The organism is Streptomyces sp. NPDC007808 (genome assembly GCF_042868655.1).
Lineage (GTDB): Bacteria > Actinomycetota > Actinomycetes > Streptomycetales > Streptomycetaceae > Streptomyces.
Map to the genome: position 1 here is coordinate 373,339 of NZ_JBIAEQ010000004.1, position 12,020 is coordinate 385,358.

The 12,020-nt window shown below is 70.3% G+C and carries 9 protein-coding genes; 4 read left to right on the forward strand and 5 right to left on the reverse strand.

Translation table 11 applies throughout. From position 1 onward, the window contains the following. Positions 1 to 85 precede the first annotated feature (85 nt). From ACFYNL_RS17505 to ACFYNL_RS17515, 3 genes are all read right to left on the reverse strand, one after another. Entirely contained in the window at positions 86 to 1,405 is a 1,320-nt protein-coding gene (locus ACFYNL_RS17505; RefSeq protein WP_388803633.1) for a M18 family aminopeptidase, read from the reverse strand. 113 nt (positions 1,406 to 1,518) lie between these two features. Next, complete coding sequence (locus tag ACFYNL_RS17510) at positions 1,519 to 3,345, reverse strand: acyl-CoA dehydrogenase (protein WP_388803636.1); 1,827 nt, start codon at positions 3,343 to 3,345, stop codon at positions 1,519 to 1,521. A 128-nt stretch (positions 3,346 to 3,473) separates the two neighbouring features. Continuing rightward, positions 3,474 to 4,319, reverse strand: a complete 846-nt coding sequence (locus ACFYNL_RS17515) for an intradiol ring-cleavage dioxygenase (RefSeq protein ID WP_388803639.1) — start codon at positions 4,317 to 4,319, stop codon at positions 3,474 to 3,476. Positions 4,320 to 4,488: 169 nt separating this feature from the next. On the opposite strand from ACFYNL_RS17515, the gene ACFYNL_RS17520 reads away from it, so the two are divergent. Continuing rightward, positions 4,489 to 4,965, forward strand: a complete 477-nt coding sequence (locus ACFYNL_RS17520; RefSeq protein ID WP_003999609.1) for an SseB family protein — start codon at positions 4,489 to 4,491, stop codon at positions 4,963 to 4,965. 2 nt (positions 4,966 to 4,967) lie between these two features. On the opposite strand, the gene ACFYNL_RS17525 is transcribed toward ACFYNL_RS17520, so the two are convergent. After that, complete coding sequence (locus ACFYNL_RS17525) at positions 4,968 to 5,705, reverse strand: TetR/AcrR family transcriptional regulator C-terminal domain-containing protein (protein WP_388803642.1); 738 nt, start codon at positions 5,703 to 5,705, stop codon at positions 4,968 to 4,970. A gap of 135 nt (positions 5,706 to 5,840) precedes the next feature. On the opposite strand from ACFYNL_RS17525, the gene ACFYNL_RS17530 reads away from it, so the two are divergent. The 3 genes from ACFYNL_RS17530 to ACFYNL_RS17540 all read left to right on the forward strand — a co-directional run bounded on the left by ACFYNL_RS17530 (position 5,841) and on the right by ACFYNL_RS17540 (position 9,794). Continuing rightward, complete coding sequence (locus ACFYNL_RS17530) at positions 5,841 to 7,370, forward strand: MFS transporter (protein ID WP_388803645.1); 1,530 nt, start codon at positions 5,841 to 5,843, stop codon at positions 7,368 to 7,370. Positions 7,371 to 7,559: 189 nt separating this feature from the next. After that, positions 7,560 to 8,540 (forward strand): pirin family protein, encoded by a 981-nt coding sequence (locus tag ACFYNL_RS17535; RefSeq protein WP_388803648.1) that lies wholly within the window; start codon positions 7,560 to 7,562, stop codon positions 8,538 to 8,540. A 159-nt stretch (positions 8,541 to 8,699) separates the two neighbouring features. After that, positions 8,700 to 9,794 carry an AI-2E family transporter gene (locus tag ACFYNL_RS17540; protein ID WP_388803651.1) on the forward strand — a complete coding sequence of 365 codons (1,095 nt, stop codon included), beginning with the start codon at positions 8,700 to 8,702 and terminating at the stop codon, positions 9,792 to 9,794. On the opposite strand, the gene ACFYNL_RS17545 is transcribed toward ACFYNL_RS17540, so the two are convergent. Further along, entirely contained in the window at positions 9,728 to 11,896 is a 2,169-nt protein-coding gene (locus ACFYNL_RS17545; RefSeq protein ID WP_388803654.1) for a SpoIIE family protein phosphatase, read from the reverse strand. The two genes, ACFYNL_RS17540 and ACFYNL_RS17545, sit on opposite strands and share 67 nt — an antisense overlap. Positions 11,897 to 12,020: the final 124 nt, after the last annotated feature.

Consider the following 12,020-nt stretch of genomic DNA (forward strand, 5'->3'; position numbering starts at 1 on the left):
TGTCGCCTCCCTGTCCGGTCCGGTCGTTCCGGTCCGGACGTCCGGGTACCCCGGCCGGCGCCACCCATGCGACCGCCGTCGCGAACTACCCTTCCAGGAACGCCACCAGCGCGTTCGCCAGCAGATGCGGGTCGTCCACGCCGCACAACTCCCGTGCGCTGTGCATGGACAGGATCGCCACACCGATGTCGACGGTCCTGATGCCGTGCCGGGCGGCGGTGATGGGCCCGATGGTGGTCCCGCAGGGCATGGAGTTGTTGGAGACGAAGGACTGGAAGGGCACGTCCGCCTTCTCGCAGGCCGCCGCCCACACCGCCCGGCCCGAACCGTCGGTCGCATAGCGGTTGTTGACGTTCACCTTCAGGATCGGCCCGCCGTTGACGCGCGGGTGGTGCGTCGGGTCGTGGCGCTCCGCGTAGTTGGGGTGGACCGCGTGGCCCGTGTCGGAGGACAGGCAGACGGTGCCCGCGAAGGCGCGCGCCTTGTCCTCGTACGATCCGCCGCGCGCGAACACCGAACGCTCCAGGACGCCGCCCAGCAGCGGCCCGTCGGCACCCGTGTCGCTCTGCGAACCGTTCTCCTCGTGGTCGAAGGCGGCCAGCACCGGGATGCAGGGCAGTTCGGCGCCGGAGCCCGCGACCGCGGCCAGCGCCGCGGCACCCGCGTGCACCGAGAGCAGGTTGTCCATGCGGGGACCGGCGACCAGCTCCTTGTCCCGGCCCAGGTACGCCGGCGGCTCCACGGAGTGCACCATCAGGTCCCAGCCGGTGACCTCGCCCGCGGCCAGCCCGGCGGTCTCCTCCAGGAAGGAGATGAGGTCGCCGTCACGTACCTCGCCCAGGCCCCAGACGGGCTGGAGGTGGCGCTGCTTGTCGAGCTTGAGCCCTTCCGACGACACCGTCCGGTCCAGGTGGATCGCGAGCTGGGGGACGCGCAGCAGCGGCCGGTCCACGTTCACCAGCCGCGACGAGCCGTCCCGCAGCGTCAGCCGGCCCGCCAGGCCCAGGTCGCGGTCGAGCCAGGAGTTCATCAGCGGTCCGCCGTAGATCTCCACGGCCACCTGCCGCCAGCCGTGCGCCCCGCTGTCGGGCAGCGGCTTCACGCGCAGGTTGGGGGAGTCCGTGTGCGCACCGACGATCCGGAACGGCGTGTGGGGCGCCGCACCCTCGGGGACGTACCAGGCCACGATCGCGCCACCGCGCAGCACGTACCTGCCGCCGCTCCCCGCGGCGGAGCCCGCTGATGTCACCGCGTCCCAGGCGTCCGTCTCCGCGACCTGTCGGAAGCCGGCCTTCTCCAGCCGCTCGGCGGTGTTCGCCACGGCGTGGTACGGCGTCGGGCTCGCCGTCAAAAAGGACATGAGGTCGTCGGTGTGGCCGCGGTCGAAGCGGGGGGGTGCGCTCATGGGTTCACCTTAACGACGGACGAGGGCCCGCTCCCGGTGAAGGGGAGCGGGCCCTCGTGAGGGCGATGTGGATTGTCCGTGAGTGGCCGGGAAGGCGTGGCCGGAACCAGTGCCTAGAAGGCGGCCTCGTCCAGCTCCATCAAGTCCAGCTCGACGTTCTCGGCGAGCTTGCGGGCGCCCGTGACACCCGGCAGGACGTTCGCCGCGAAGAACTTCGCCGCCGCGATCTTGCCCTGGTAGAACGCCTTGTCCTTGCTGGAGGCCGTCGGAAGCTTCTCGGCGGCGACCGCGGCGCCCTTGAGCAGCAGGTAGCCGACGACGACGTCACCGGAGGCCATCAGCAGGCGGGTGGTGTTCAGGCCCACCTTGTAGATGTTCTTGACGTCGGACTCGGTGGCCGCGAGGTCGGTCAGCATCAGACCGACGATGGCCTCCAGCTCCACGGCCGCCTTGGCGAGCTGCTCGCGGGCCGTGCCGAGCTCCTCGCCGCCCTCGCCGAGCGCCAGGAACTTCTTGATGTCCTCGGCGAGCGAGTTCAGCGCGGCGCCCTGGTTGCGGACGATCTTCCGGAAGAAGAAGTCCTGGCCCTGGATGGCCGTGGTGCCCTCGTAGAGGGTGTCGATCTTGGAGTCCCGGATGTACTGCTCGATCGGGTACTCCTGCAGGAAGCCGGAGCCGCCGAAGGTCTGCAGCGACTGGGCGAGCTGCTCGTAGCCCTTCTCGGAGCCGTAGCCCTTGACGATCGGCAGGAGCAGGTCGTTCAGCGCGTGCTCGGCCTTGGCGTCCTCGCCGGCCGCCTCCTTGACCGCGATCGCGTCCTGCACCGACGCCGTGTACAGCACCAGCGCGCGCATGCCCTCCGCGTACGCCTTCTGCGTCATCAGGGAGCGGCGCACGTCGGGGTGGTGGGTGATGGTGACCTTGGGCGCGGTCTTGTCCATGAAGTTCGCCAGGTCCGGACCCTGGACGCGCTCCTTGGCGTACTCCAGCGCGTTCAGGTAACCGGTGGACAGCGTGGAGATCGCCTTCGTGCCGACCATCATGCGGGCGAACTCGATGATGCGGAACATCTGGCGGATGCCGTCGTGCTTGTCGCCGATCAGCCAGCCCTTGGCGGGGTGCTGGTCGCCGAAGGTCATCTCGCAGGTGTTGGAGGCCTTCAGGCCCATCTTGTGCTCGACGTTGGTTGCGTAGACGCCGTTGCGCTCGCCCAGCTCGCCGGTCTCGAAGTCGAAGAGGTACTTCGGGACGAGGAAGAGGGACAGGCCCTTGGTGCCGGGGCCGGCGCCCTCGGGGCGGGCGAGGACGTAGTGGAGGATGTTCTCCTCCATGTCGTGCTCACCGGACGTGATGAAGCGCTTGACGCCCTCGATGTGCCAGGAGCCGTCCTCCTGCTGGATGGCCTTGGTGCGGCCGGCGCCGACGTCCGAACCGGCGTCCGGCTCGGTCAGCACCATGGTGGAGCCCCAGGTCCGCTCGACCGCGATCTGGGCGATCTTCTTCTGGACGTCGTTGCCCTCCTCGTAGAGGACACCGGCGAACGCCGGGCCGGAGGAGTACATCCACACGGCCGGGTTCGAGCCGAGGATCAGCTCCGCGTACGACCAGATCAGGGACGGCGGGGCGACGGTGCCGCCGATCCCCTCGGGCAGCCCCAGCCGCCAGTACTCGGAGTCCATGAAGGCCTTGTAGCTCTTCTTGAAGGACGCCGGGACCGGCGCGGTGTTGGTCTCCGGGTCGAAGACCGGCGGGTTGCGGTCGGCGTCCGCGAAGGACTCCGCCAGCTCGTTCTCCGCGAGCCGCGTCAGCTCCTCAAGGATGCTCTTCGCGGTCTCGACGTCCATCTCCTCGAACGGACCCGTGCCGTACAGCTTGTCGCGTCCGAGTACTTCGAAGAGGTTGAACTCGATGTCGCGGAGATTGGACTTGTAGTGCCCCATGGCGTCGGCTCCGTAGAGGGATCGGCGAGGCACTTGGATCCTCGCGCTCGTTCGCATACCAACAAGTAGCTACGATGATGCTACCCGTCAGTAATAAGACGCAACCCCGATCCGCGATCTGTGACAGGTCACACCGGAACGGTCAGTGTCGCCGTGTAGCCCCGCGTCGCGTCGCCCTTCAGCGTCGCCATCTGCTGCTCGTGGCCGTCGCTGAAGATGTTGTCCGTCTCCAGGGAGAGCTGCCCCAGGTTCCGCACGCTGTCGCCGTAGCCGTCCGTGGCGTAGACGGTGTCGCAGACGTCCTTCGGGAAGGCCAGCTGGGAGGTGTTGGTGATCGAGGTGGCGGCCGTGGCGTCGGCCAGGCTGCCGTACACCTCGAAGTGGATGTGCGGCCAGCGCCCCGGGTAGCAGCCGGGGAAGACGCTTTTGAAGGTGACCTGTCCCCGGTCGTCGGCCTCCTGCACGCCCCGCAGGTAGTTCTCGTCCGTGACGCCCTCGGAGTACAGGGAGTACCTGCCCTCCCGGTCGCAGTGCCAGAGGTAGACGGCGGCGCCCTTCTTCGGGGTGCCGCAGCCGGAGGCGGCGTCGACGACCGTGAGCGTGATGGTCAGGGGTACGCCCTCGGCGGTGCCGCCCGCGGAGCCGCCGAAGCTCCGGGTGATGTCGCCGCGGACGACGCCGCTCTCCTTCAGGACGTTCACGCCGTTCGAGCCGTCACCGGGGTAGGGGCCGGCGGTCTCGTCCGGGATGGTCGCGCACTCGGCGGAAGCGGAGGAGCTGCCGGAGGAGCCGGCCGAGGACGCGGGGGAGGACGAGGAGGACGCCGCCGTGTCCTCCTCGGAACTGCACCCCACCAGGGAGAGCAGGCTCGCCCCCGCCATCAGCCGGATCATGCGGCGGCGGGCGAGGACGGGAAGGTCGTGGGACAGACCCCTGTCGTGCTCGGGTACCTCGTCCTCGTGGTGTCGGTGCATGGCTGTCCCTTCGCTGGTGTGCTGCCGCTTTCCGGCGCTCGCCTCCGCATCGCCGACGCTATGAGCGGTACCTGTCGGAAGCCAGGCAAGTGGCTGTCGGGTCGCTGTCGGTTTCACCAGGACACCCGTCCCGGTCCGGCGCGCAGCCACTCTCGGTACGCTTGCGCTCATGTACGGATACGGCCAGCCCATGGATGGCGGTGCTGCACAGCAGCAGTACGCCCCGCCGCAGCAGCCGGGCGGTGTCGGCGGGTACGGCCAGCAGCCGCCGCTCTATCCCGAGCCGTCCCCGCCCTCGCTGGCGGACGCGGTGCGTGCCTTCACCACCGGGCAGATGTCCGCCGAGGACTTCCAGCAGGTCTTCGCGACGTCGAAGGTCTACTGCCCGCGCGGTGACAACCCCGGCTTCCTCGCCCTGCACAACACCCAGCAGCCGGTGATCCCGATGTTCACCTCGCTGAAGGAGCTGCGACGGTACGCGGGCAAGGAGTCCAAGTACTTCGTCATCACCGGCGCCGAGGTCATCGACCTGCTGCCGACCGGCTACGGCTTCGTCCTGGACATGGAGGGCGAGCACCGGATGGTGTTCGACGCGAAGGCGGTCGAGCAGATGGTCGAGTTCGCGATGCGCCGTATGTACGGCTGACGTCAACGCGTCAGACGCAGTGCCAGTCCGTCGAGGACGATCTCCAGGGCGGAGGCGAACTTGGCGTCCCGCAGCGCGGCCGGATCCGTGGTGGCCGCCCCCTCGGTCTCGGCGTAGCCCCGCGCGAGGTGCTCGTGGTCGGCGACCGCCTGCTGTGCCGCCGGCAGCAGACGCGCGATGAAGTCGGCCTCCGTCTCGCCGGAGCGGGCCACCGTGATGAGCCAGGCGGCTTCCGTGGTGCTCATGCCGATGACGTACGAGAGCACCACGTCGATCGCTCCCGTGGGATCGGGGAATCCCGCGCCGGTGAACAGGGCCGCCAGGCGCTCCGAGTACGACATGAGGTTGGGGCCGAGGTAGGCGAGGCCCGCCTGGCCGAGGACCGAGGACAGCCACGGGTGCCGTAGGGCCGTCCCGCGGAAGGAGTGCGCCGCCTCGCTGACGGCCGCGCGCCAGTCGGGGCCGCCCGCCTGCGGTACGTGGATCTCGGCGGCGACCTCGTCCACGGCGAGTTCCATCAGCTCGTCCTTGGTCGCCACGTGGCGGTAGAGGGAGGCCGCGCCGGCGTTCAGCCGGGTGGCCAGCTTGCGCATGCTCAGCGCCTCCACGCCCTCCGCGTCCAGCATGACGATCGCCTCGCGCACGATCGTGGCCCGGCTGAGCGCGGGCTGGTCGGGCTCGCGCTGAGGGCGGGCCCAGACGGAGGGGATGGGGCTGGGCTTCGTCGTCCTGTCGGCCATCGGCACTCCTTCACCCACTGTGCGTACGTCGTTCGCATCGAGCGTACAGGAATCGGGGCTTGCGAACGCTGTTCCGGTCTGCGTACAGTGTTCGCAACGAAGGAACGGTGTTCGCGAAGTCGGAGGGGAAGCGTCATGGACGTCAAGGGAATGCGTGATCCACGCCGCTGGTGGATCCTGATCGTGCTCTGCCTGAGCACGCTGGTGCTGGTCGTCGACAGCATGGCGCTGACCGTCGCGGTGCCCGTGATGACCGGGGAGCTCGGGGCGAGTGCCCAGCAGACGCAGTGGATCCTGGACTCCTACATCCTCGTCTTCGCCGGTCTTCTGCTCACTTCCGGCAGCCTCGGCGACCGGTTCGGGCGGCGGAGGGTGATGCTGATCGGGCTCCTGCTGTTCGGGGCGGCCTCCCTGGCCGCGACCTGGTGCACGAGCCCCGGTGAGGTGATCGCCGTGCGCGTCGCGATGGGTGTCGGTGGGGCGCTGATCATGCCGTCCACCCTCTCGATCCTCATCACCGTCTTCGACGAGGAGGAGCGCGGCAAGGCGATGGCCGCCTGGAGCTCGGTGTCGATGCTCGGCCTGGTCGGCAGCCCTGTGCTCGGTGGTGTCCTGATCGACCACTTCTCCTGGCAGTCGATCTTCTTCATCAACGTCCCGATCGTGGTGCTCGCGATCGTCGCCGGTCTGACGCTGATGCCGGAGTCCAAGGCGCCCTGGCAGAAGGCCGACCCGCTGGGCGCGGTGCTGTCGGCGGCCGGGATGACGGCCCTGGTCTGGTGGATCATCGAGCTCCCGCAGCACGGTGCGCTGGGCGGCCGCTCCACGGTGACGCTGGTGGTGGCGATCGCGTCCCTGGTCGGCTTCGTGATCTGGGAGAACGTCACCAAGTCGCCGATGGTCCCGCTGGTCCTGTTCAAGCACCGCAACTTCAGCGGCGGTTCGATCTCGCTGGCCCTCGTCCAGATCGGCAACGGCGGTCTGCTGCTGGTTCTCACCCAGTACCTGCAGTTCGTGCTCGGCTACTCGCCCATCAAGGCGGGGCTGGCCTTCCTGCCGCTGGCGATCACGGCCCTGCTCGGCAACGGCGTGGGCGTCAAGCTCGCCGCGAAGTACGGCAACCGGTGGGTGATCCTCGCGGGGATGCTGGTGATGGTGGCCTGCTTCGCCCTGCTGACCACGGTCTCGGCGGACTCCGGCTTCACCGTCCCCGCGGTGGCGCTCGGCCTGCTCGGTCTCGGTGCGGGCCTCGCGATGCCCGCCGCGATCGGCGCGCTGATGGGCACCATCCCCGAGGACAAGGCGGGCGTGGGTTCGGCCCTGAACGACACCGTCCAGCAGGCCGGTACCGCGCTCGGCATCGCGATCCTCGGCTCCCTGCTGTCGAGCGGCTTCGCCGACCGGATGCCCGAGGGGACGCCGGACGAGGCGAAGCACTCGATCGCCGGGGTGGTGGCGGGCGGTGACGCCGGCCTGGTCGCGGCGGCCCGCGAGGCCTTCACCGCCTCGATGTCCACCACCTTCACGGTCAGCGCGATCGGTGTCCTGGCGGCGGCGCTGCTGGCGACGCTGGTGATGCGGGACGACCGGCGGGCGCCGAAGGCGGCGGACGTCACCGCCGGGGCGGATCGCACGCCCGAGGAGCGGCCGGAACTGGTCGTCTGACCCCGCGGGCCCAGTTCCTGCTGGAAGACTGAGCCCTTCCCGACACCGGGTCCTCATGACGAAGGCCGGCGCCCCCTGCGGGTGCCGGCCTTCGGCTGTGCCTGGAGGGAATGCCCTCCGGGTTTCTGGGGTTCCTGGTGGCAGGAAGTTCAATGCTCAACTAAACTGGCCGCACAAGGAGGTACCGACATGCCTGCAGTGACCGTCGAGAACCCGCTGACGCTGGCCCGCGTCGCCGCACCCGCGGAGGCCGTGGCCCGTCCCGTGCTCGCCGTCACGACCGCGCCGAGCGGTTTCGAGGGTGAGGGATTCCCGGTGCGCCGTGCGTTCGCCGGGATCAACTACCGCTATCTGGACCCGTTCATCATGATGGACCAGATGGGCGAGGTGGACTACGCGCCGGGCGAGCCCAAGGGCACTCCCTGGCATCCGCACCGCGGCTTCGAGACCGTCACGTACATCATCGACGGGATCTTCGACCACCAGGACTCCAACGGCGGTGGCGGCACCATCACCAACGGGGACACCCAGTGGATGACCGCCGGCTCCGGGCTGCTGCACATCGAGGCGCCGCCGGAGCACCTGGTGATGTCCGGCGGGCTCTTCCACGGTCTGCAGCTGTGGGTGAACCTTCCGGCCAAGGACAAGATGATGCCTCCGCGCTACCAGGACATCCGCGGCGGCAACGTCCAGCTGCTGACCACGCCCGACGGCGGCGCGCTGCTCCGCGTCATCGCCGGCGAGCTGGACGGGCACGCAGGTCCCGGCATCACGCACACCCCGATCACGATGATCCATGCGACGGTGGCGCCGGGCGCGGAGGTCACACTGCCGTGGCGGGAGGACTTCAACGGCCTCGCGTACGTCCTCGCCGGGCGGGGCTCGGTGGGTGCCGAGCGCCGGCCGATCCAGCTCGGTCAGACGGCGGTCTTCGGCGCCGGCGGCTCGCTGACCGTCCGCGCCGACGACAAGCAGGACTCCCACACGCCGGACCTGGAGGTCGTCCTGCTCGGTGGGCAGCCCATCCGTGAGCCGATGGCGCACTACGGGCCGTTCGTGATGAACACCCGGGAAGAACTCCAGCAGGCGTTCGACGACTTCCAGAAGGGGCGGCTCGGGACGATCCCCGCGGTGCACGGCATGAGCGAGAGCGGGCCCTCCAGGGACTGACCTCGCGTCCGAACGCCCAGGCCCTCGCGTCCGAACGCCCAGGCCCGACGTCGCGGCCCTCGTGGTCGCGGCTTCGGGCCTGCGCTCTTCGTCGCCTTCGTCACCCACCCGGTCCGCCCGCACACGACAGCCCCGCCGGGCTCGTGGTCCGCTGGAGTCGTGCAGGCCCCCACCCCGCTGCTCCCCGAGCCCGTACGACGGTTCGCCGCCTGGTGTGCCGTCGTGCTGCTCGTCGCCGGGGTCGTCTACGTCGGGATCCGGCTCGCCGACGAGTTCCGTACGGCTGTCGTGCCCGTGCTGCTCGCACTGCTGGGGACGGCGTTGCTCCGGCCGCTGCACCGGCGGCTGGTGCAGGCCCGGGTGAACCGGTCCGTGGCCGCGGGGCTCACCTGCGTAGCCGTCGTGGCCCTGGTCGGCGGGGCCGTCTACATCGTCGTCGCCGCGATCGTCGACAGCGGCGAGGAGATCGTCACCTCGCTCAAGCAGGCGGGGCAGGATCTCGCCGGGCACTTCGGGGCCGCGGGTACCTCCTTGGACGATCTCGCCTCCAACTCCAGGGAACTGCTCACCAAGTTCGGGGGGACGGCCGCCTCCGGGGTCATCAGCGGCGTGAGCGTCGTCGGCGAGACCATCGCCATGGCCGTGCTCGCACTGCTGCTCGTCTTCTTCTTCCTGCGGGACTCCCATCGGGCAGTCGACGGCCTGCGGTCCGTCGTCCCGCGTCAGGCCGGGGACACCGCGGAGGCCATGGCCCGACGGGCGTTCCAGGCGGTCGAGGGGTTCATGCGCGGGACCACCCTGATCGCCCTCATCGACGCCGTCTGCATCACCGTGGGGCTGCTCGTCCTCGACGTGCCGGGCGCGGTCGGGCTCGGCGCTCTCGTCTTCATCGGGGCCTACATCCCCTACCTCGGTGCGTTCATCTCGGGAGCGGTCGCCGTGCTGGTGGCGCTCGCCGACCGGGGGTTCGTCATCGCGCTGTGGGTGCTGGGGATCGTCATCGCCGTGCAGCAGTTGGAAGGGCATGTGCTGACGCCGATGATCCAGAGCCGGACGGTGCAGATGCACCCGGCCGTGGTCATGGTGGCGATCACCGCGGGGGCCTCGGTGGCGGGGATCCTGGGCATGCTGCTCGCCGTACCGCTCACCGCCGCCGCGACCGGAGTCGTCCACGAGCTGCGGGAGCGTTACGCGGGCAAGGCGGCCCCCGGTGCGTCCCCGCCCGCGGAACCGTCCGCGCCCTTGGACTCGTAGAACTCGAACCAGGTGCTCTTGCCCTCGCCCCGGGGGTCGACTCCCCACGCCTGCGCCAGCAGCTCGATCAGCACCAGACCCCGCCCCGACGAGGCCAGTTCCCCGGGCCGCCGCTTGTGCGGCAGGTCGTCGCTGGTGTCCGTCACCTCCACACGCAACCGGCGGTCCCCCTCCTCGCCGCGCACCTCGGCGAGCAGCAGGGCGTCGGAGTCGGTGTGGACGAGGACGTTGGTGAGCGTCTCGGACAGGAGCAGGACCGCGGAGTCGACCTGGTCAGCGAACGCCCAGTCGTGCAGCAGCTCCCGCAGTTGCTGACGGGCCGCCGCGACCCGCTCCGGCTCGGCCTGCGCGACGGTGAGCATCGTGCGCCGGATCGTCGGCCGTACGACGGCCGGGGCACCGCAGCCGCACCCCTCCCCCTCCCGGCACAGCAGCAGTACCGCTATGTCGTCCTCGCGCCGGTCGGCGAGCGGGCCGGTGGTGTGGTGGGAGGAGGGACCGTGGACGGCCTGGACGAGGGCGTCGGCGAGGGTCTCCAGGTCGCCCTCGTGGTCCTCCAGGATCGCGCGGATGCGCTTCCAGCCGGTCTCCAGGTCGTGGCCACCGGTCTCGATCAGGCCGTCCGTGCAGATCAGCATCGTCTCGCCGGGTTCCAGGGTGATCCGGGTCGTCGGGTAGTCGGCGTCCGGGTCGATGCCGAGGGGGAGGCCGCCGGCCGTCGGACGGGCCAGCACCGTGCCGTCGGCCATGCGGATCGCCGGGTCCGGGTGCCCGGCACGGGCGATGTCCAGCAGGCCGTTCGCGGGGTCGACCTCGACGTAGAGGCAGGTCGCGAAGCGCAGGTCGGACGGGTCCTCGTCGACGGAACCGAAGGTCATGCCGTGCAGAAAGCGGGAGGCGCGGGAGAGGACCGCGTCGGGGCGGTGGCCCTCGGCGGCGTAGGCCCGCAGCGCTATCCGGAGCTGGCCCATCAGACCCGCCGCCCGGACGTCATGCCCCTGGACGTCGCCGATGACCAGGGCGAAGCGGCTGTTGGGCAACGGGATCATGTCGTACCAGTCGCCGCCGACCTGGAGGCCGCCGCCGGTCGGTACGTAGCGGGCGGCGATGCTCATGCCGGGTATCTCCGGGCCCAGCTTGGGCAGCATCGAGCGCTGGAGGCCGTCGGTCAGCTCGCGTGCCGACTCGGCGGCCTCGGCCCGGGACAGGGCCTGGGCGAGCATGCGGGCCACCGTCGTCAGCACCGACCGCTCGTCCGGTGTGAACGCCACCGGATAGGTGAAAGCGGCCATCCAGGCGCCCATCGTGCGGCCGGCCACGGTCAGCGGCAGGAACGCCCAGGACTGCCGGTTGAAGTGCGCGGCGAGCGGCCAGGTGACCGGGTAGCGGTCCTTGTACTGCTCGGGAGTGGAGAGGTAGACGGCTCGGCCGGTGCGCACCACCTCGGCGGCCGGGTAGTCCGTGTCCAGGGCCATGTGTGTGAAGGGGTTCTCGTCGCCGGGCTGGTGGCCGTGGTGGCCGATGATCGTCAGGCGATCGCCCGTGACGCCGAACACCGCCAGGCCGTCCGGTGAGAATCCCGGCATCGACAGGCCGGCGGCGACCCGCAGCACCTCCGCGGTGGACCGTGCCTCGGCCAGCGCCCGTCCCGCGTCCAGCAAGAACGCCTCCCGTGAGCGCCGCCAGTCGCCGGTGACCGCCGTGCGCCCGGCGGGTGTGCCCGGCGTGGGTTCGGTGACCTCCTGGAGGGAGCCGATGACCTCGTACGCCCGCTTCTCCCGGTCGAAGGCCGCGTGGAAGCGGCTGCGGGCCACCCGGACGACCCTGCCCCGCTCGTCCATGATCCGTACCCGCACCTCGCCGAGCGTGCCCTCGGCGACGGCGAGCTGGATCACTCCCGTGATCTCGTTCCAGTCGACGGGATGCAGCCGGGCGCGCGCCTGGGCCTGGCTGAGCGTGGCCTGTTCGGCGGGCAACCCGAGCAGCCGTGCCGCCTCCGCGTCGACCGTGACCAGGCCGGTGGCGGTGTTCCAGTGCCACAGCCCGGTTGCGAGGGCGGCGAGGACCTCCCCCACGGCGGGCAGGGGCTCACCAGTGCGCATTGCCCTACTTTAAGAACAGGTGATCGCACGCTGCCACCGAAGCTGTATGGGGCATCCGGTCGGGACGGGGCCGGAGGGCGCGGTGAAATGGTGGGGAGGCGATCTTGGGGTCCCCGGTAGGCTT

Coding starts and splice junctions, on each gene's coding strand:
- ACFYNL_RS17545 (WP_388803654.1), bottom strand. CDS start 11,896: ATGCGCACTGGTGAGCCCCTGCCCGCCGTGGGGGAGGTCCTCGCCGCC.
- ACFYNL_RS17515 (WP_388803639.1), bottom strand. CDS start 4,319: ATGCACCGACACCACGAGGACGAGGTACCCGAGCACGACAGGGGTCTG.
- ACFYNL_RS17530 (WP_388803645.1), top strand. CDS start 5,841: ATGGACGTCAAGGGAATGCGTGATCCACGCCGCTGGTGGATCCTGATC.
- ACFYNL_RS17505 (WP_388803633.1), bottom strand. CDS start 1,405: ATGAGCGCACCCCCCCGCTTCGACCGCGGCCACACCGACGACCTCATG.
- ACFYNL_RS17525 (WP_388803642.1), bottom strand. CDS start 5,705: ATGGCCGACAGGACGACGAAGCCCAGCCCCATCCCCTCCGTCTGGGCC.
- ACFYNL_RS17535 (WP_388803648.1), top strand. CDS start 7,560: ATGCCTGCAGTGACCGTCGAGAACCCGCTGACGCTGGCCCGCGTCGCC.
- ACFYNL_RS17510 (WP_388803636.1), bottom strand. CDS start 3,345: ATGGGGCACTACAAGTCCAATCTCCGCGACATCGAGTTCAACCTCTTC.
- ACFYNL_RS17520 (WP_003999609.1), top strand. CDS start 4,489: ATGTACGGATACGGCCAGCCCATGGATGGCGGTGCTGCACAGCAGCAG.